An 18,790-nucleotide genomic window follows, 5' to 3' on the forward strand; every position below is an offset into this window, starting at 1 on the left:
GCACGGCATTGACGGAGTGTCAGCCATCGTACGCAAGCTACGGGCGCGGCGGCACCAAAACATCGTAACGAACGGCCTTGCCCGCAAGCTGATAGCTCGGCTTAACGCCGGCAAGCAGTGGCCCCTTCACCGGTCGTTTGATAACGACCTTGCGCGGGTGCACGGCAAGCGCAGCTTCGACCAGCGTCTCCTCATCGGCGCACGGCTGCTCCAGATGATGCAAGAGTTGGAACTTCTTTTTCACCGCCGCGCTCTTGGTGCGCTCGGGAAACATGGGGTCCAGATACACCACGTCGGGGGCGGCAAGCTCGCCCCGCCCGATCAGCTCAGCTACATGGCGAAGGCCGGCAATGCTGTCCTCGCCCGCATGTAAGCGCATGCGCGACACGGCAGCCGCAAGCGCCGGATCATCTGCCGCGCGATCCAAGGCATCCTTGAGGAGCGCCGCAATCACGCAATCCTGCTCATACAGATCGACGGTAAAGCCCGCGGCCGCCAACAGCAGCGAATCCTCGCCAAAGCCCGCCGTGGCATCAATCGCCCATGGGCGCTCGATGCCTTTTGTACGCGCAGCCTTTACCAACAGCTCTTGCTGCAGACGGCCCTGCTTGAGTCGTGGAAGCATGCGGGCAAAATCGGCACGCAGCTCCATCGTGCCGTCGGTGAGCGTGAGGCCCTCGGACTTCCCGATCAGCTCAAGCCCCGCGGCCCGAGCAACAGAAAAGGGATCGACGACGCCCATGGGCACTCCTTAGCAAGCAAAACGAATACGCGAGTGCCGTTTATGCCAGCACCCAACCGTCCGCTATTGTCCCACATGCGACATGGCCCACAGCATCGCAATGCAAAGCACCGCCATCAATCCCGTGCACACGGCAGCGATCACAGAATCACCCATGCGCCTTCCCAACGACTGCGGCTCACGCACTTGCCCTGCTCCGTACATCATGACTCCTCCTTGAGACCAGCTCCTTGTTACGGCCTCATCATCGCAGCGCCGCACATGGGCTGCCATCGATTTGGCTTACGTCCAGCTTTCCTTTTTGAAAGGTTGGACCGTACAGGCAAGAGACGCTTTCAAACGCATGCATCGCCCCGTTGAACTACAATGTGCTTCACGATATGTGCCGCAACCTGGGTGCGACAGATTCTCCGCGCCCGCATCGAAAGGACCAGCTATGAGCGCCGCTCGCAAGACACTCAAAATCCTTGCCCTGATTTATTTTGTTCTGGGCATCGCCAGTCTCGTCATTGGAATCGCCGGCATCGCGACCGGCAACCTCGATTCCACGTACGGGTCGAACGCCATGCTCGCCGCGGTCGTGCTGGTCGCCAAGGGCCTCATCGATCTCGCCGCAGGTGTTGCGGGCATCAAGGGCGCCAACAAGCCTTCGCAGGTGGATGCTGCGTTTAAGCTCGGCATCGTTGCCGCAATCGCCACGATTGCGCAGGCCGCGCTCACGCTTCCCGCGCTCGGCGGCAGCGCCGTCAATATCGTCGCCTTTGTCATCGTGGTGTACGACCTGTTCTTTGTTCAGCAGGCACACGCCGTTAAGGCCGAGAACAAGGACCGCCTGTAAGCGCTCGCTTCTCATAACCTCTGCAGCCAAGCAACTAAAAAGGGCCGATCGCGCATCTCCGCGGTCGGCGCTTTGCGTTTGCCCAGATAAAACCTGCCAAAATAAACCTGTCCCTTTTTGGTAGGTTAGCAGTGCCGGTACTCGGCGATGATGAAGTCGATATCGGTCTGGAGCGTGTCCAAATTTGCCAGGCGCTCTTTGTCGGCAGGGCGCGTGCGGTAGTAGTACGGCGTCATCTGGAACACCGCCTCGATGTCGGCCTGGGTCTGAAGCGTTATATTCGCAGACACCCGCTGCGTTCCGATCAACTCGAGCTCGGTGGTCTGCGGCAGCTTCTCATCGTTAAGGTACGGTGTGTCGTAGAGCACCTCCTTGAGCCCAAAGAGATGACGGGCACCCGGCACCACGGTATAGAGTGAGCCCTCTGGCGACAGTACGCGGGCAAACTCGCGCTCGTTAAAGGGAGCAAAGAGCTCGGTCACCATATCGAAGGCGCCATCGGCCACGGGGATGTCCTTCATGTTGGCCACGAAGTAGGTCGCATCGCCGCGCTTGGCGGCAAGGCGCACCATCTCTTTGCCCAGGTCAAAGCCGTAAGCATCCACGCCCGGCACCGCGCCCATGGTGCTGGTGTAGTAGCCCTCGCCGCAGCAAATATCGAGCAAGGTCAGCTGCTTGCCCGTATACGCCCCGTGCTCTGCCGCCCGCTCGCGCACCAGCTCGACCATCGCATCGCGCAACGGCGCATAGTAACCGCGGTTCAGAAAGTCGCGACGGCTGCGTGCCTGCGACTTGGGATCGCCCATGGAGTCGCCGCTCTTGGACGAGCGCAGGAGATATAGATAGCCCTCGCGCGCACGGTCAAACCGGTGCCCACCCGCGCATGCAGCACCGCGTTCGTCATCCACCAGCGGCTCATGGCAAACGGGACACAACAACATGGCAACTCCTTAGCGCGAACAACACAACGCCCACCATTGTCGCACGCCTTCCCCGCCTAGTCATTGGGGACGTTCTTGAATGAGTAATCGTTTTAGAACGTCCCCAATGACTAGGCGATTAGGAGTATCATCGTCTGCGCAAATAAGCACAAAAGAGCATGTTAGAGATTGAGAGCGTATGGCTGACACCGTATCTAAGCACATTGACATGACCACCGGATCGCTGTGGCGCAATGTTCCCCTGTTCGCCTTCCCTGTGGCCGCCACGAGCATCTTGGAGCAACTGTCGAACCTCATCGCCACGGTCATCATCGGTAACTTCTCGGGCGACCAGGGAACCCTCGCCATGGCGGCGGTCGGCTCCAATGTTCCGCTTACCAGTCTTATGCTCAACCTGTTTATTGGCATGTCGCTTGGCTCCAACGTGGTCATCGCCAACGCTATCGGCCGCAACGATCAGAACATGGTCAAACGCGCCGTCCACACCTCGATTCTTATGGCACTTGTGGGCTTTGTCGTCATCGCACTGGGCGAGATCTTTGCCGAGCCCATGCTCGCCGCGCTCAACGTTCCCGCCGAAACCATGCCGCTCGCTTCGCTCTACCTACGCGTCTTTTTGCTCAGCATGCCCTCGATCTTGCTTTACAACTTTGAGGCCGCGATCTTCCGCTCCGTCGGCATCACCCGCATGCCGCTGCAGGCGCTTGCCGTGTCCACCGTCCTCAACATTGGCCTGGACCTCATCTTTGTCCCCGTACTCCACTGGGGCGTCGCGGGCGTCGCCATCGCCACCGCCATCGCCTACACCGTCAGCGCCGCTACGCTCTTTATCCGCCTGCTCAAGACCGACTCCGTCGTCCGCGTCACCCCGCGCGACCTGGCTATCGACCCCGTCGCCCTCAAGCGCATCGTCAAGATCGGCCTGCCCGCCGGCATCCAGAGCGCCGTCTTTGCCGTCGCCAACATCATCATCCAGTCTGCTATCAACAGCCTGGGCACCGAGGTCATGGCGGCATCGAGCGCCGCTATGAGCTTGGAGTACGTATGCTACAACCTGCTCAACAGCTTTAGCCAGGCTTGCACCACCTTTGTGGGACAAAACCACGGTGCCCGCCAGATCGACCGCTGCACCAAAACGCTTAAGGTCTGCCTGGTCGAAGGCGGTATCGTTGCACTCACCACAATCATCGTTATTGTCGGCCTGGGGCGCGAGATCTTGTCGCTCTTTAACAGCGATCCCAACATCGTCTCGATCGGCTATATCCGCGTATGTTCGATCTTCCCGGCGTACGCCTTTAGCATGTTCTACGAAAACATGTCCGGCTACCTGCGCGGCTTTGGCATCTCGCTCACGCCCGCCCTCATCACCATGATCTGCGTCTGCGGCATCCGCTTCTATTGGGTGTTCTGCGTGTTCCCACACTTCCGCACCTTTGCGAACATCATGATGGTCTACCCCATCAGCCTGGGCACCACGGCGTTCTTTATGGTCGTGGCGGTACTACTTTGCCACCCGGCACGCACCTATCGCGCCACCCAAGCCAAAGCGACAGCCCGCTAAACACCGCACTCAACGCCACGCCAGTCATTAATTGACAATATGCGAGCTCATATAGTCGATAAAGCGCCTCGTGGCGATAGGCATGGTGTCCCAGCTGCGCCAGGCGGCCACCACGTCGCGCGAGGGGGCATGCACGATGGGACGTACGCGAATATCGGCCCGCATGCCCTCAACGGTACGGCGATACAGCATGCTCACGCCTAGGCCCTCCTCCACCATCGCCATGATGGTGTAGTCGTCAGTCACCTCACTCGTCACGTGCGGCGACAGCCCATGCATTGCGAATGCATCGAGAACCAGGCTCTGTTCGCCCTCATCCAGCAGTACAAACGGCTCGGACGCCAGGTCGGCGAGCGTCACCCTTTCCTTTGCCGTCAGCGGATGCGCGGCCGGCAACAGCGCCACCAACTCATCGTGATAGACCACGCGCTTCTCGAGCCCAGCGGTAAATCCGCGCGCCGTAAAACAAAAATCAACCACGCCGTCGTGCACCCATTGAGCGTTGCGCGTGTAATCGCCCTGCTTGAGGGTAAAGCGTACGCCCGGGTGCAGCGCACCAAAGTCGCGGATCACACGCGGCAGCACGGTTCGGCTCACGTTGGTAAACGTCGCGATGCGAATGTCAGTCGACGAGAGCCCCAGCAGCTCCTGGCGCTTGCCCTCAAGCTCGGCCTCGGCGGTCACAATCTGGCGCAGGTACGGCAGATATTGTTTACCGTCGCGCGTAAGCGAAACGCCCTGCTTACCGCGCTCGATAAGCGTGGTACCCAGCTCGCGCTCGAGCGCCTTGACGGCCTGGCTCACCGCACTTTGCGTATAGCCCAGCTCGTCCGCTGCACGTTTCAGACTGCCGCAATCGACCACCATACAAACAATCTGATACCGCGATGCCATCGTGCCTCCACATCAATGCAGCCGTAAAACGTTTTGCCAGCGCTTTTCCTAATGACATTAGCATTTCTTAATCATACTGAAGATACATTCGCTTTACTACATCCACATCTGGGAGCAGAATCCTTTTTACGAAACCGTTCTGTAACAAAAGGAGTCCCATGGATCGCAAAAAAGCAATCGCGCTCTCATTTTCCGTTCCCGTCGCATGGGGCTTTTCGTACCCCCTCATGAAGATCGGCATGGACAGTATGAACGCCACGAGCATCGTTGCGCTGCGCTGCATCATCGCCTTTGTGGCTTGCCTGCTGCTCTTCCACAAGCGCGCTTTCCGCATCAACCGCGACCTTATGGTCCGCGCTGCCATCATCGGCGCCATTATGGCAACCGAACTCACCTGCATGTGCCTGGGCTCCAGCCTCACCTCCGCCTCCACCGCCGGCTTTTTGCAGAGCCTGACGGTCGTGATCGTGCCGTTTGCCAACGCCGCCCTGCTGCGTCGTGCCCCCGAGCGCAAAGTGCTCGTCGGCACCGCCATCGTCACCTGCGGTATGTTGCTGCTCTCGGGCGCCGACTTCACCAGCCTGAACCCGGGCGCGCTCATCATGCTGCTCTCCGCTTTTGTCTATGCCGGCCATATCATTGTGGCGAAGCGCTTTGTCGAAGATGTCGACCCGCTGGCCCTGGGCGTTTGGCAGCTGGGCTTCGGCGGCTTATTCTCGGGTATCGCCGCATTCACCTTTGGCGGTTTCGCGCTTCCCGGCACGCCGAGCGAGATTGTCGTTGTCGTCGCGCTCGCACTCATCTGCTCTGCCTATGGCTTTATCACCCAAACGCTCGTGCAGCCCCACGTGCCTGCCGAGACCACCGGCTTCGCTTTCTCGCTCGAGCCGGTCTGCTCTGCCGTCTTTTCGTTCTTCCTGGTCGGCGAGGTCCTGAACCCCATCGCCTTCTTTGGCGCCACCCTCATCCTCACCGGCGTCATGGTGGCAACCGTCGAGCTTCCGCGCCTCCGTGCACATGGACAGGCCCGTATGGCAGGAGCGCCCGAGCGCGTCTCGTAGACCCCGTTCTTCATACAGCCGTGTCATAAAGGCAACCAGTGCGCCTTTACAATAGATGCCAACAGAGCATCTACCATAAAGGAGCCCCATGGACACCGCAACCCGCGACCACAACATAGCAACTTGGTTGGGCGATGCGCCGCAGCCGGTACGTGACACTACGAACCAGCTGCTCGAGCGCATCGCCCTTTTGCGTGCCGAGCAAACCATCTACCCGGCACAAGACGACATCCTCAATGCCCTCGCCTACACGCCGGCCGACCAGGTCAAGGTTGTCATCTTGGGTCAAGACCCCTATCACGGACCCAACCAGGCAATGGGGCTGTCGTTCTCGGTCCCCGCGACGCAAACCAAGTTGCCGCCGAGCCTGCGCAACATCTATAAGGAGCTCAAAGCCGATTTGGGCTGCCCCATTCCCGCCACGGGAGACCTAACCCCATGGGCACAACAGGGCGTCCTGCTCCTCAACACTACGCTCACCGTGCGCGAGCATGCCGCGAACTCGCACGCCAAGCTGGGCTGGAGCACGCTCACCGACTACGTTATCGAACGCTGCTGCCAGCTGCCCCAGCCGGTCGTCTTTTTGGCATGGGGCCGCTTTGCCCAGCAGATGGTCGAAGGCAAGCTCGCCGCAATCGGCGCGGGCAAGGCAACCGGCAAGTTCTGCCTGGCCTCTACGCACCCCTCGCCGCTTTCGGCCAACCGTGCCACGGCAGAACTCCCCGCTTTTATGGGGTCGCGCCCCTTCTCCGCTGCCAATCGGCTACTCGAACAGCACGGCTCGACCCCCGTCAACTGGACTTGCCTCAGCTAAAAATCGATACATCAAAAACGCGCCCGACGACTTTCCATCGGGCGCGTTTCCTATTCGGGCCAAATAAATTGTGTGCGGCCGGCCTCGCCGCCATCGATCAGCAGGCTCTGCCCGGTCATAAACCGGTTGGTCACGCCCACAAAGTAGATCCACTCGGCGATCTCTTGGGCGGTGGCCCAGCGTTTAAGCGGCGTGAGCTCCATAATCTGGTTCCACAGGTGTTCGTCTTCCATCACGCAACGGTTGAGCGGCGTGATAACGCCGCCCGGGTCCACACTGTTGGCGATGGCCTGCGGTGCCAGGCGGTTTGCAAGGTTCTTGGTGTAGGCGATAACGCCGCCCTTGCTGGCAGCATAGGCGGGAAACTCCGATCCCGTATGTCCGCTCGCCGACCCCACATTGACCACGGATTTGATAGCCGGCGCCGGCCTGGCGGCAAGCCCCTCTCCCACAAAGGCGTAGCGCTCGGTCACGTTGATGGTGCCACGCAGGTTGGCGGCGATGTCGTCAGCCGAATCCTGCGTACCGGCAACGTTCACGATTACCTGAGGCTCAAAGTCGCCTGGAAACGAGTCCGGCTTGCGGACATCAACAATCAGATGGCGGTAGCGCTCGTGTTCGATCGCCGCCGGCAGCAGATCAAAGCCCACGACCTCGTGGCCCTCGTCCAAAAAGCGCTGCACGCACGCGGCTCCGATACCGCCCGAAGCGCCCGTGATCAAAACCCGCATATTTGCTCCTTAGGCGGTTGCGTGGCGCTCGAGGTACTCGGAACCCACATTCTCGCGCTCCCAGCCGCGCACGACCTTGTAGCCCACGGGGCTCAGGAAGACCTCGCACAGCAGCTCGGCGACAGCGCCGGTCAGCGAGCACATAAGGACCTGTACCCACGTCCAGCCAAAGAACGTGTGGCTCACCACAATGGCAAAGACCAGGTTGTCGATAAACTGGCCAACACCCGTAGAGACATAGGAGCGGAAGGCGAAGCTCGCAAAATTATTCTTTTTGAGCATACGGCCGAGCGATTGGTTGAGCGTGGAGTTAACCACGGCAGAAACGAGCATGGCAAGCGAAGAGCCCAGCACCACGTACCAGGTGCCGCCGATGGTGGCGTTAAGGGCGGTGTTGACCTCGATCATGCCGGTGTCGTAGTAGGCGCCCCACATACCGGGCGTGAGCGAGCATGCCCAAAAGCACAGACTCACGGCCAGGTTGACCAGCAGCGCGAGGATAGAGATTTTGATGGATGCCTTGGCGCCAAAGCGTTTGCAGATCATGTCCTGGCACAAAAACGAAACCCAGCTCACCACAAAGCCGCAATCGAGTGCCAGATACGGCAGGCTGATGAGCTCTTTGTTGGCCAGCAGGTTCATCATGATGACGCTCACGAAAAACAGCGAAACCGTTGCCGCGGGAATGCTCCGCAACAGGACCTTGTAGTCCTCCATGACCTTCTTGATCATTATGTACTCCTTTGGTTTTAGGTTTAACGAGCAGGATATCGGACCCGAACTGCTCGGACGCCCCGGTCTTGAGACGACGGTGGGTATGATAGCCGCTCACACGGCATCAGGCAAGTAAATGGCGCGGCAGCCCCGCAGGGTCACCGCGCCGATGCGTTAAAAGGCCACGTTGCCAAACTCCGACAGGATAAGGTCGGGGTTGTGGTCGGTTGCCCAATCCACGTTCCACGGACTCGTGAACAGCAGCAGCTTGCCGCCGCGCATGTCCTCGACGCGCAGGGTGTCGCGCGTGAGCGAAAGGCCCGGGATATCGATGGTGTCGGGGTCGTTCTGGATCCAGCGGATGTCCGTATAGGGCAGCGGCTGGCGACGAACCTCAACACGGTACTCGGCCTTGAGGCGGCGCTCGAGTACCTCAAACTGCAGCACGCCGACCACGCCCACGATGACGCTCTCCATACCGGCACCCAGCTCGCGGAAGATCTGGATAGCTCCCTCCTGGGCAAGCTCCTCCATGCCCTTGACGAACTGCTTGCGTTTGAGCGTATCGACCTGCGTAATGCGAGCGAACATCTCGGGGGCAAACGTCGGGATCTGCGGATACTGCACGTGGCGCTTGCCGGAGCACACGGTGTCGCCGATGCTAAAGATACCCGGGTCGAACAGGCCCACGATATCGCCCGCATACGCCTCGTCCACGATGGCGCGGTCATCGGCCATCATCGAGGTACCCGTGGCAAGCTTGAGCTTGCGGTTGCCCTGCACGTGGAAGGCGTCCATGCCGCGCTCGAACTTGCCCGAGCAAATGCGCACAAAGGCGATGCGGTCGCGGTGGTTCTTGTCCATGTTGGCCTGGATCTTAAACACAAAGCCGCTGAAGTCGTCGCGGCAGGGATCGACCGGCTCGTTGGTGAGCGTATCGGTATAGGCGCGCGGCGTCGGGGCCAGGCGCAGGAACTCCTTGAGGAAGGGCTCCACGCCAAAGTTGGTGAGCGCCGAGCCAAAGAACGCCGGGCTTAGCTTGCCGCAGGCCACGGCATCCAAGTCGAGCTCGTCGCCGGCACCATCGAGCAGCTCGATGTCGTCCATCAGGTTCTTATGGTTCTCCTCGCCGATGAGTTCGTCCATGGAAGGATCGCCCAGCTCGGCCTCGACCTCGGCGACCTTCTTGGTGGCGTTGGCGTGGCCGTCGCCCTCAAAGGCGATAACGCGACGGGTCTGGCGATCGAACACACCGCGGAAGTTGCGACCGCTGCCAATCGGCCAGTTCATGGGATACGTATTGATGCCCAGGACATTCTCGATCTCTTCCATGAGCTCAAACGGATCGCGGGCCTCGTGGTCGAGCTTGTTCACAAAGGTGAAGATGGGAATGTGGCGCAGCGTGCAGACCTTAAAGAGCTTTTTGGTCTGGGCCTCGACGCCCTTGGCGCCGTCGATGACCATGACTGCGGCGTCGGCGGCCATAAGGGTACGGTAGGTATCCTCCGAAAAGTCCTGGTGGCCGGGGGTATCGAGGATGTTGACGCAGGCGCCGTTGTAGGTGAACTGCAACACCGAAGAAGTAACGGAAATACCGCGCTCCTTCTCGATGTCCATCCAGTCCGAGACGGCATGCTTGGCCGAGCTCTTGCCCTTGACCGAGCCGGCGGTCTGGATGCTGCCGGTATAGAGCAGCAGCTTCTCGGTAAGCGTGGTCTTACCGGCGTCCGGGTGGCTGATGATCGCGAATGTGCGGCGCGACGAGATTTCATCCGACAGGCTTGCCATGCGGATCCTTTCTAGCATTGAGTGCATTACGTCGTTGTAACCGCACTATTGTAGCCGCGAAATCTCGCTCTAGGGCGCCTATCAGGACAAATTCATCAGTTGGGGCTCGGACGGTGGAATGTCAGCGGTGTTCCGCGATGGGTTGTCTCAATCTGTAACACCTAGAAGGGTTTTTGACCTCCAGATGTTACAGATTGAGATGAACGCACAGGGCGGGCAGCCAATATCTTGATCTGTAACAGTTAGCCAGCAAAAACGGGTCTTAGTGTTACAGATTGAGATGAATGAGTAGAGGGACGGACAGCCCCGTAATTTCCTCTTGCACAACTGTACATAGTGTGTATATACTGTGCTTACCGGTTATATACACGTGTAGCCCAACAGCTAAGGAGCCGCTGTGGACATCATCCTATCCAATTCGAGCGACAAGCCCATCTACGAGCAGATAACCTCGCAGGTCAAAGCTCAAATCCTTTTGGGCACGCTTGCTGCGGGAGCCAAACTCCCCAGCATCCGTGCACTCGCGAGCGATCTTGGCGTGAGTGTCATCACCACCAAGCGCGCCTACGCCGACCTGGAGCAACTCGGCTTTATCTGCACTGTGCAGGGCAAGGGCTGTTTTGTCGCCGAGGGCAACCAAGAACTCTTGCGCGAAAATCAGCTCTGCCATATCGAAGAGCTGCTCGCACAGGCAGCAACGCAAGCCGAAGCCGTGGGCGTCACGCGCGATAAACTGCACGAGATGCTCGACCTGGTAGCCCCCGAAACCATGCAGTAACCATCTGCAAGAAAGGCTATGCCATGCAAAACTTGCTAGAACTCAAAAGCATCTCACGCCGCGTGAGCGACCGCTTTTCGCTACGTGGCGTCACGTTGGCCGTGGAGCCCGGCCAAATTGTTGGCTTTGTGGGCGCAAACGGCGCCGGCAAGACGACGACCATTCGCGCCACGCTTGGGCTTATAAAGCTCGATGCCGGCGAGGTGCACCTGTTTGGGCAGCGCTGTGGCACCGACGCGCCCGATGAGTCGCAACGCCACCTGCGCTCTCGCATCGGCCTCGTGCTGGACACATGCCCCTTCCCCTCCACGCTCAAGGTCGGCCAGATCGAGGCGCTCGTAGGCCCGGCGTACCCCACGTGGGACCGCGAAACGTTCGCCGGATTCATCAACCGATTTGGCCTCGATCCCAAGACAAAGGTCAAGGACCTCTCCCGCGGCATGGGTATGAAGCTGCAGCTCGCCTGCGCGCTCAGCCACCATGCCAAGCTGCTCGTTTTGGACGAAGCCACCGCGGGCCTCGATCCCATGGCACGCGAGGAACTGCTCGATGAGCTGCTCGCCTTTGTCGCCGACGGCCAGCGCAGCGTGCTGCTCTCGAGCCATATTACGTCCGACCTCGATCGCGCTGCCGACCGCGTCATCTGCATCGATAACGGCTCGATTGTGTTTGACCTGCCACGCGAGGACATTACCGACCGCGCCGGCATCGCCCACTGCACCCAGGCACAGGCCGCGGAGCTCATGGCGTGCGTCGAAGGCACCCGCGCCGCCCGCCACGCCTACAGCGTGGACGTGCTCGTGCCCAACCACCGCGAAGTGCTCGAGGCCTTCCCCGAGATTCCCTGCGATCGGGCAACCATTGATGACTATCTTCGCTTCATGCTGAAAGGGGCTTTGAAATGAAACGCGCCATTATGTCCGAGCTTGCCATCGTTCGCACGCTCATCCCGAGCATCGCAGGTGTCGGCCTGTTCATCTTCGTCGTGCTGACCGCCGTCAACGCATCGAATGGTGATTCCGACATGAGCGCCGCCGGCGCCTTCGCGATCAGTGCCATGTCGCCTATCATGGCCATGACGTCGCTGGCCGGGCTCGACAACCAAAACGGATGGGAGCGCTATCGGGCAACGCTGCCCATCTCACGCAAAGACATCGTCAGCGCACGCTACCTGTGCATCACTATTTTCTCGGTCATCATGGCGTGCGCGGGCGCGCTGTTGAGTATCGTCGCCATCCCGATCTTAAACAGCGTGGGTATCCTCTCCACGGGAGAGACCGTCTTTGAGACCGCAATCGCCTCGGCAATATCGATGCTTTTCTCCCTCATGGCGGTGTTTTTGGTACTGCCTCTGTTCTTTCGATTTGAACACATGAAGGCGCAACGCCTATCCGTTGGTCTGTACGCCCTATACATGTGCCTTATCATGGTCACGCTAAACTCATTCAACCCCATCAGCAACCAGCTCATGTCGATTGCAGGGGCGAATCCCGATCCTGCCGTTCTTAGCTGTCTGTGTGCAGGCATCGCCGTACTTGCCCTCGCGCTATGTGCAATCAGCTGCACCGTCAGCACCAAGGTTTATCGAGTACGCGATCTGTAGCCACGCGTGTCTCAATCCACGAAGGACGCGATCGCCGCCCCTCCCCGTAAATCCGTGACAAATGGCATATCCCCAGCGTGAGCCACCGTACTATTTGCGCAGCGGCTTGGGCAGCGGAATGCCGGCGGCGATGGCGGCGGCGATGATCATACAGACGATGCCTTTGAGCGGGAAGCACATGAGCAGCAGGCCCACGACCATGATGGGCTGGCGCATGACGGCGCCCATCGTCGATGCCGTGCAGACAGCGACGCAAAAGACCGGATCGGCGCCGGTGAGGATGGCAAGGCCATAGCCCAGGCTCACACCCGAGAAGATAACCGGGAAGAAGTGGCCGCCACGCCAACCAAGGTTGATGAGGGCGGGCGTCAGCATGGCCTTAACAAGACCGGTCACAATAAGCACGCCGGCGGGAATGGTCAGATAGGTTTCCATGAGCACGTCGGCCTGCGTCTCGCCGGCAAACATGGTGAAGGGCAGAGCCGTACCGCAGGCGGCAAGTACCAGACCGGCCAGCATGGCCTTAGCGATGGGGTGCTCCCCTATTGCGTGGGCAAGCACTTCGCTCGCGTGCTCAGAGACAAAGTACAGCCAGCCGCAGATTGTTCCGATCAGCGACAGAGGAATGAGCCAGGTAAGCTCCAGGTTGCCCACCTCGGCGGACTCGAACCTCGGCATACCCATGCCGCCGCCCACAAGCTGGCCAAGCAGCAGGTAGGTGCCCAGACCGCCGGCAATCGCAATGCCGTAGACCACGGTCTTTTGCGCCTTGGGCAGCTTGATGGTAACCTCGTCGGACACGGACTCATCGTCGGCGTCTTCGCCCTGGCCGTCGGCGCTACCAGCGAGCGGTGCCACAAAACCAAAGACGGGCGCGGTAAAGAGTGCCGTCAGGGCAGCCTGGGTGCCCAGCAGCGTAAGCTCCCTAAACTCGGCGCCAAAGCGACGCATGCGGTCGCCGACCCAGCTGCACAGACCAGCGATAACGCCGGTCAGGCCGGCCTCCGGTCCAATGCTTCCGCCAAACAGCAGCGGCAGCAATGCCGCGAGCGAAAGCTTGCCCAGGTTGTCGTACGGATAGCGCCCGTCTTGCTTAACCTTCGCCATCACCTGGTTGAGGTCATCGGTCTTGGTGCCTGTCATCTTTTCGTACAGACCGATTAACAGGCCGCCCAGCAGGCAGATAAAAAACGGGTACGGCAGAAAGCCAAACGGGCCGCTGGCAAGCTCGGGCGAAGCGACGCCCAGCGCGTGCGGAATCTCGGTCCATAGATAGTCGATACCGTGCTCCATCGCAAAAAAGAACAGCCAGACCGCAGCACCTGCGAGTGCACCGGTCACGGCAACGCTGACCAAAAACAGCGCGCGGTTTGTGGGTTTGGCAAGGTTATCCATCGGGTCCTCCCGCGGTTAAAGTCGACATAGATACGTTTTATTGTAGAGCGAGCGTTGCTCGAACGAGCCAACCATCTGCGCCGCAAACGGCACCATTGGGAGTCATGGTGGGGCAGGCTCAAGACTTATCCGTTGATAATCGAGGCAATCTCGCGCAAATCGTCGGCAAAGTAGATGCCGTGCTGGCGCCTCGGGCTCGAAAGCCCTTTATCAATCATGTGCCCGAGCAGCGCCTTGAGGTCGTTGTAGTAACCGTCCAGGTTATACAGGATGCACGGAGCACTCAGGTGTCCCAACGACACCGCGGACATGACCTCGGCAATCTCCTCGAGCGTGCCCGTACCGCCCGGAAATGCGATGAACGCATCGCCGAGCTCAATCATCTTGGCCTTGCGCTCCGCCATATCGCTCGTCACGATAAGGTCGTTGATACCGTCATGTTGAAACTCGGCCTCGATAAAAAAGCTCGGCTCAACACCCGTCACGTGTCCACCCGCCTCGAGCACGCTATCGGCGAGCGCACCCATCAGCCCCGATTTGGACCCGCCGTATACCAGCGCGTGCCCGTTGGCGCCAATCCAGTTGCCCAGCTCCTGCACCGCGGGCAGAAACGCCGGATCATTGCCGGCACTGGCACCCAGATACACGGTGATATTCATATTTGGTCCCCCTTGTTGTGGCGCACGACGTTCGTCTTAGCGCTGGCGTCGACGATACTCGCGCACGCGACGCGAAAGATCGGCGAGCTCGTCACGATCGAGCTCTTCCAAATGCTCAAGATCGTCCATAAAGCGCGCCATGGTGTCCTTTTGGCGCAGCTTGATAAGCGTATTGCAGTAGTTCACCGCCACGCCCGTGAGCATGGCGATGTAGAAGATACTGATGACGCTTAGGATAACGGTAATGCCGCGGGCAACCGGCGTTTCGGCGGGGATATCGCCAAAGCCGATCGTCGAGACCGTCTCAAAGCTAAACCAGAGACCATCGCCAAACGTGAGGGTCGTGGGCTCGGACAGCCAGACAGCCGTCGAGCACAGCAGATAGAAGATAAGAAACAGACCCGTGATGCGCGCAAAGCCAGCCTGGCGCAACACGTCGGCAAGCGTCCTCAACTTGTTCATCGCGACCCCTTTTCCCAGACGTCCAATCTCGTTCGCTCGGTATTGTCCCACGCCTCCCCCGCAAACGAAACTAGTCATTGGGAACTAGTCATTGGGAACGTTCTTAAATGACTAGTCAAACAAGAACGTCCCCAATGACTAGTCGTTTAAGAACGTCCCCGATGACTGCCGGGCGGGACCGTTTAGCGGTGCAGCTGCCGGCTGGGCAGGCTGAGCTGGTATCCTTATGCGGTAATGTCTCGATTCGTTAGGATTGCATGTGAGAGCTGCCGCTGTCCTTCGTTCAGTTATATATCGCACCCTGGCCGTCGCGCTTGCCGCGCTCGCCGTACTGAGCACCATCATGCCCGCCCCCGCCTTTGCCGCCGGCTCCGATCAACAGGTCAAAACGGTCCGCGTTGGTTGGCTCGTCAGCAACGAGGGCTTCCAGGACGGCACCCCCGGCGAGCGCCTCTCGGGATGGGGTTACGAGTACCTCCAGACCCTGTCGTACTATACGCCCGGCTGGCAGTACGAATACGTCTCCGGCACCTTCACCGAACTTATGGACATGCTCGAGGCGGGCGAAATCGACCTCATGCCCAACATCTCCTACTCCGAGGAACGCGCCCAAAAGCTGCTCTTTTCCTCGAACCCCGAGGGCACCGAGCGCTACTACATCTATGCCAGGCCCGATCGCGACGATCTAGCCAAGGGTGACCCCCAAGCGCTCCAAGGCCTTACCATCGGCTGCAACCCCGGCGTTATGCAAACCTTCGTTGGCCAGCAGTGGCTCGCCAACGAAGGAATCACCTGCACATACAGGGAGTATGACGGAGGATCCGATCTCTTTGACGCGCTCGCAAACGACGAAGTCGATGCCGTCATCATGAACGACACGACCTCGTCGCCCAGTGCCTCCCCCATGTTCTACATCGGCTCGAGCGACTACTATTTTGCCGTTCCCAAAAGCCGCCCCGACCTGTTGGACGACATCAATGCCGCCATGACAGCAATCGCCCGCGTCAACCCACGCTATATCGACGAAGTCAAATCTAACTACTCGGCCCAAAACAGCGGTTCATCATCGCTCAACGGTCCCGAACGTTCCTGGCTCAAAGCAAATGACAGCACCATCACGCTCGGCTACATTACAGGCAAACTCCCCTACTGTAACGAAGACGAAGACGGCGAAATGGAAGGTTCGCTCGCATCGCTTGCGACGACGCTGCACGATAAATTTGGCATTACGGTCAAAACCGTCGCCTTTGATAGCTACAAGATGATGTCAAAGGCCCTGTCAAAGGGAAGCATAGACGTTGCGCTGCCGGTATACCGAGATTACTGGTTTGCCGAGCAAACAGGCGTTGTGCAGTCGGTATCGTTGGGGACCATGTCCCTCACTGCCATCCACACCGGCAGCAACCTGAACAAAGACCTCCAGAACATCGCCTGCACCAAATCATCGTTTATCAACAAAAATGCACTTGAAAGTCTGTTCCCCACAGCGACCGTAACCGAATACCAATCCGGCGATGAAGTGTTCGACGCCCTCAGGAAGGGAACGGCGCACTGCATCGTCGCTCCCAGTTCACGCGTAAAAACCATTGGCGACCGTCATGATCTCGAGGGCTACGAGACGGTCGAGCTCCCTGGCACCTGTGAGCTCTCGTGCTGGATTTCGCGCGGAAAGCCCGAGCTGTTGGGAATCATCAACAAGGGCATCATCAATGCCGGAGAATCGCTCTCCGCAAGCAATTACTCCTCCACGTCGTACACAGCCCAGGAATCCGACACGCTTCGATTCCTTTATCGCAACCGCGCCGCTATTGCCGCTGCCCTCATCGGTATGTTGTCGGTCGGCATCGTCCTGCTCATCTGGACGCTCGTGCGCGCTCGAACCGAGCGCGAAAAAGCCGATGCCGCCAACGCCGCTAAGACGGCATTCCTCACGCGCATGAGCCACGACATCCGTACGCCACTCAACGGCATCCTGGGTCTTATCGAAATTGAGGAATTGAAAGACGGCGACATGCAGGCCGCCCGCGAAAGCCGCGCCAAGGCGCGTGTTGCCGCCAATCACCTACTCTCGCTGATCAACGACATCCTCGAGATGGGCAAAATCGAAGACCGCAAGCTAACTCTGGAACATGCGCCTTTTAACCTCAAAGAGCTCTGTGACGATACGCTGGTGCTGTGCAAGCTCCGCGCATCCGATAACGGCATCACAATGCAGGACAATAGTCTGCCGTACGCCACGGGGCCATACATGATCGGCAGTCCCACCCATATCCGACAGATCATAATCAACCTGTTAGACAACAGCATTAAGTACAACAAGCACGGCGGCTCCGTCACCTTTAGTTCAAAGACCAAGCCACTCGATGATGGGCGCGCGCTCTTTTGCTTTAGTGTTTCGGATACTGGCATTGGCATGGCTCCCGAGTTTTTAAAGCATATCTATGAACCGTTTGCCCAAGAAGGTGATGATGCGCGCAGCAAGTTCCAAGGAACCGGCATGGGCATGCCAATCGTCAAGTCGCTTATTGAACTGATGGGCGGTACGATTGAGATTTCGAGTGAGGTTGGCGTGGGGAGTACGTTCAACGTCCAGATTCCGCTCGATATCGACAAGAACCCCCAGGCGCGGGCGAATACGGTCGAGGGGGCGCTCGACTGCTCGCTCGCCGACATGAACGTACTGCTCGCCGAAGACAACGAATTGAATGCCGAGATTGCCCAGGCGCTGCTAGAATCCGAGGGCATCGTGGTCACCCGCGCCGCCAACGGCAACGAAGTCGTCGATCTGTACCTGTCGCATCCCGCCGGCAGCTTCGATGCGATCCTGATGGACATTATGATGCCGGACATGGACGGCTATGAGGCAACCCGCACGATTCGTCTGAGCGAGAAGGTCGATGCAGCCGATATCCCCATCATCGCGCTCACCGCCAACGCCTTTGCCGAGGACGCCAAGGCGGCACATGACGCCGGCATGAACGCCCATCTGTCCAAACCGCTCGACTTTAACAAGCTCAAAAACATACTCGCCCGCATCAAGAAAAACGGATCCATTTCGCTATAGTTTGTGCTCAACCACTACGCACGACCAGAAAGGAAGCCAACGATGTTTAGGCCCTTACGTCGAAAGAAACGCGCTATCACCGACGAGGAAGCGCGCAAACTGCTCGCCACCTGCAAGCGCGGCGTCTTTGCCGTCAACGGCGACGATGGCTACCCGTACGCCATTCCCGTCAACTACTTCTTTGACGCCGAGCACGACAAGATCTATTTCCATGGCGCCAAAGCCGGCCACAAGGTCGACGCACTCAAGCGCGATGACAAGGTCTGCTTTACCGTATACGGCAACGAGTGGTACCAGGACGGTGACTGGGCTCCCTACGTTATGAGCACCGTCGTCTTTGGCCGTTGTCGCCTGGCGAATGACACCCCCGCGTTTATCGAGGACAAAGTCCGCCAGCTCGCCCTTAAGTACTACCCTTCTGCCGAAGAAGTCGAAGAGGAAATCGCCAAAGACATCAAGGGCGTCCAGCTCTACGAGATTTCGATTGAGCATCTTTGCGGCAAGCAGATTCAAGAAAAGTAAGCCCCTCAGCAGGCCTCATCAATAACAATATGGCCTGGTTCCAACCCACCTTGGAACCAGGCCATATGCTTATAGAGCGTCGGCGGCTATGTGCGCAAGCGCCTCAATGAGCTCCTGCGAGCTCACGGGTTTACTCAGGTGCGCGTGATCGCGTCGGAAATGTTGGTGTAAGCGCGCCGACGGCTGACCGCCAAACGCAAGCGGCCCCTGTCCTAGAATCTGG

At 59.1% G+C, this 18,790-nt stretch carries 18 protein-coding genes; 9 read left to right on the plus strand and 9 right to left on the minus strand.

The features are described from left to right. Positions 1–37: 37 nt before the first annotated feature. Positions 38–742 carry a class I SAM-dependent methyltransferase gene (locus tag I2F59_RS04975; protein ID WP_195503449.1) on the minus strand — a complete coding sequence of 235 codons (705 nt, stop codon included), beginning with the start codon at positions 740–742 and terminating at the stop codon, positions 38–40. Positions 743–1,178: 436 nt separating this feature from the next. Here I2F59_RS04975 and I2F59_RS04980 point away from each other — a divergent pair, with 436 nt between their 5' ends. Continuing rightward, on the plus strand, positions 1,179–1,580 hold the full coding sequence (locus tag I2F59_RS04980) for a hypothetical protein (RefSeq protein WP_117820863.1): 402 nt from the start codon (positions 1,179–1,181) through the stop codon (positions 1,578–1,580). A 125-nt stretch (positions 1,581–1,705) separates the two neighbouring features. On the opposite strand, the gene I2F59_RS04985 is transcribed toward I2F59_RS04980, so the two are convergent. Next, the gene (locus I2F59_RS04985; protein WP_195503450.1) at positions 1,706–2,521 is read right to left on the minus strand and encodes a putative RNA methyltransferase; all 816 of its coding nucleotides are present in this window, start codon (positions 2,519–2,521) and stop codon (positions 1,706–1,708) included. 178 nt (positions 2,522–2,699) lie between these two features. On the opposite strand from I2F59_RS04985, the gene I2F59_RS04990 reads away from it, so the two are divergent. Then, positions 2,700–4,082 (plus strand): MATE family efflux transporter, encoded by a 1,383-nt coding sequence (locus tag I2F59_RS04990; protein WP_195363954.1) that lies wholly within the window; start codon positions 2,700–2,702, stop codon positions 4,080–4,082. A gap of 27 nt (positions 4,083–4,109) precedes the next feature. On the opposite strand, the gene I2F59_RS04995 is transcribed toward I2F59_RS04990, so the two are convergent. Continuing rightward, a complete protein-coding gene (locus I2F59_RS04995; RefSeq protein ID WP_195503451.1) occupies positions 4,110–4,976 on the minus strand; it encodes a LysR family transcriptional regulator in 867 nt (288 codons plus the stop codon). Positions 4,977–5,134: 158 nt separating this feature from the next. Between I2F59_RS04995 and I2F59_RS05000 the strand changes: the two genes are divergently transcribed. Continuing rightward, positions 5,135–6,037: a DMT family transporter gene (locus tag I2F59_RS05000; protein ID WP_195503452.1), complete on the plus strand. Its 903-nt coding sequence runs from the start codon at positions 5,135–5,137 to the stop codon at positions 6,035–6,037. Positions 6,038–6,125: 88 nt separating this feature from the next. Next, complete coding sequence (locus I2F59_RS05005; RefSeq protein WP_195503453.1) at positions 6,126–6,851, plus strand: uracil-DNA glycosylase; 726 nt, start codon at positions 6,126–6,128, stop codon at positions 6,849–6,851. A gap of 50 nt (positions 6,852–6,901) precedes the next feature. Here I2F59_RS05005 and I2F59_RS05010 read toward each other — a convergent pair whose 3' ends face one another. The 3 genes from I2F59_RS05010 to I2F59_RS05020 form a co-directional block, all read right to left on the minus strand. Then, positions 6,902–7,582: an SDR family NAD(P)-dependent oxidoreductase gene (locus I2F59_RS05010; RefSeq protein WP_195503454.1), complete on the minus strand. Its 681-nt coding sequence runs from the start codon at positions 7,580–7,582 to the stop codon at positions 6,902–6,904. Positions 7,583–7,591: 9 nt separating this feature from the next. Beyond that, positions 7,592–8,314 (minus strand): VUT family protein, encoded by a 723-nt coding sequence (locus I2F59_RS05015; protein ID WP_022093974.1) that lies wholly within the window; start codon positions 8,312–8,314, stop codon positions 7,592–7,594. A gap of 156 nt (positions 8,315–8,470) precedes the next feature. Further along, complete coding sequence (locus I2F59_RS05020) at positions 8,471–10,084, minus strand: peptide chain release factor 3 (RefSeq protein WP_117848208.1); 1,614 nt, start codon at positions 10,082–10,084, stop codon at positions 8,471–8,473. A gap of 397 nt (positions 10,085–10,481) precedes the next feature. On the opposite strand from I2F59_RS05020, the gene I2F59_RS05025 reads away from it, so the two are divergent. From I2F59_RS05025 to I2F59_RS05035, 3 genes are read left to right on the plus strand one after another with little or no spacing between them, the layout of a single operon-like run. After that, a complete protein-coding gene (locus I2F59_RS05025; protein WP_195503455.1) occupies positions 10,482–10,862 on the plus strand; it encodes a GntR family transcriptional regulator in 381 nt (126 codons plus the stop codon). A gap of 23 nt (positions 10,863–10,885) precedes the next feature. Then, positions 10,886–11,767 carry an ABC transporter ATP-binding protein gene (locus tag I2F59_RS05030; protein ID WP_152075806.1) on the plus strand — a complete coding sequence of 294 codons (882 nt, stop codon included), beginning with the start codon at positions 10,886–10,888 and terminating at the stop codon, positions 11,765–11,767. After that, positions 11,764–12,465: an ABC-2 transporter permease gene (locus tag I2F59_RS05035; RefSeq protein WP_195503456.1), complete on the plus strand. Its 702-nt coding sequence runs from the start codon at positions 11,764–11,766 to the stop codon at positions 12,463–12,465. The genes I2F59_RS05030 and I2F59_RS05035 overlap by 4 nt, the downstream gene beginning before the upstream one ends. Positions 12,466–12,555: 90 nt before the next feature. On the opposite strand, the gene I2F59_RS05040 is transcribed toward I2F59_RS05035, so the two are convergent. The 3 genes from I2F59_RS05040 to I2F59_RS05050 form a co-directional block, all read right to left on the minus strand. After that, complete coding sequence (locus tag I2F59_RS05040) at positions 12,556–13,860, minus strand: chloride channel protein (RefSeq protein ID WP_195503457.1); 1,305 nt, start codon at positions 13,858–13,860, stop codon at positions 12,556–12,558. A 125-nt stretch (positions 13,861–13,985) separates the two neighbouring features. Further along, on the minus strand, positions 13,986–14,519 hold the full coding sequence (locus I2F59_RS05045; RefSeq protein ID WP_152068434.1) for an LOG family protein: 534 nt from the start codon (positions 14,517–14,519) through the stop codon (positions 13,986–13,988). Between the two features lie 36 nt (positions 14,520–14,555). Further along, the gene (locus tag I2F59_RS05050; protein ID WP_148346595.1) at positions 14,556–14,981 is read right to left on the minus strand and encodes a potassium channel family protein; all 426 of its coding nucleotides are present in this window, start codon (positions 14,979–14,981) and stop codon (positions 14,556–14,558) included. A gap of 259 nt (positions 14,982–15,240) precedes the next feature. On the opposite strand from I2F59_RS05050, the gene I2F59_RS05055 reads away from it, so the two are divergent. Further along, positions 15,241–18,045 (plus strand): ATP-binding protein, encoded by a 2,805-nt coding sequence (locus tag I2F59_RS05055; protein WP_195503458.1) that lies wholly within the window; start codon positions 15,241–15,243, stop codon positions 18,043–18,045. A gap of 42 nt (positions 18,046–18,087) precedes the next feature. After that, entirely contained in the window at positions 18,088–18,567 is a 480-nt protein-coding gene (locus tag I2F59_RS05060) for a pyridoxamine 5'-phosphate oxidase family protein (RefSeq protein ID WP_195233070.1), read from the plus strand. Positions 18,568–18,790 lie beyond the last annotated feature (223 nt).

Source organism: Collinsella aerofaciens (genome assembly GCF_015556945.1).
Lineage (GTDB): Bacteria > Actinomycetota > Coriobacteriia > Coriobacteriales > Coriobacteriaceae > Collinsella > Collinsella aerofaciens_AO.

Coding starts and splice junctions, on each gene's coding strand:
- I2F59_RS05005 (WP_195503453.1), top strand. CDS start 6,126: ATGGACACCGCAACCCGCGACCACAACATAGCAACTTGGTTGGGCGAT.
- I2F59_RS05050 (WP_148346595.1), bottom strand. CDS start 14,981: ATGAACAAGTTGAGGACGCTTGCCGACGTGTTGCGCCAGGCTGGCTTT.
- I2F59_RS04980 (WP_117820863.1), top strand. CDS start 1,179: ATGAGCGCCGCTCGCAAGACACTCAAAATCCTTGCCCTGATTTATTTT.
- I2F59_RS04990 (WP_195363954.1), top strand. CDS start 2,700: ATGGCTGACACCGTATCTAAGCACATTGACATGACCACCGGATCGCTG.
- I2F59_RS05000 (WP_195503452.1), top strand. CDS start 5,135: ATGGATCGCAAAAAAGCAATCGCGCTCTCATTTTCCGTTCCCGTCGCA.
- I2F59_RS04975 (WP_195503449.1), bottom strand. CDS start 742: ATGGGCGTCGTCGATCCCTTTTCTGTTGCTCGGGCCGCGGGGCTTGAG.
- I2F59_RS05010 (WP_195503454.1), bottom strand. CDS start 7,582: ATGCGGGTTTTGATCACGGGCGCTTCGGGCGGTATCGGAGCCGCGTGC.
- I2F59_RS05060 (WP_195233070.1), top strand. CDS start 18,088: ATGTTTAGGCCCTTACGTCGAAAGAAACGCGCTATCACCGACGAGGAA.
- I2F59_RS05045 (WP_152068434.1), bottom strand. CDS start 14,519: ATGAATATCACCGTGTATCTGGGTGCCAGTGCCGGCAATGATCCGGCG.
- I2F59_RS05030 (WP_152075806.1), top strand. CDS start 10,886: ATGCAAAACTTGCTAGAACTCAAAAGCATCTCACGCCGCGTGAGCGAC.
- I2F59_RS05040 (WP_195503457.1), bottom strand. CDS start 13,860: ATGGATAACCTTGCCAAACCCACAAACCGCGCGCTGTTTTTGGTCAGC.
- I2F59_RS04995 (WP_195503451.1), bottom strand. CDS start 4,976: ATGGCATCGCGGTATCAGATTGTTTGTATGGTGGTCGATTGCGGCAGT.
- I2F59_RS05035 (WP_195503456.1), top strand. CDS start 11,764: ATGAAACGCGCCATTATGTCCGAGCTTGCCATCGTTCGCACGCTCATC.
- I2F59_RS05015 (WP_022093974.1), bottom strand. CDS start 8,314: ATGATCAAGAAGGTCATGGAGGACTACAAGGTCCTGTTGCGGAGCATT.
- I2F59_RS05020 (WP_117848208.1), bottom strand. CDS start 10,084: ATGGCAAGCCTGTCGGATGAAATCTCGTCGCGCCGCACATTCGCGATC.
- I2F59_RS04985 (WP_195503450.1), bottom strand. CDS start 2,521: ATGTTGTTGTGTCCCGTTTGCCATGAGCCGCTGGTGGATGACGAACGC.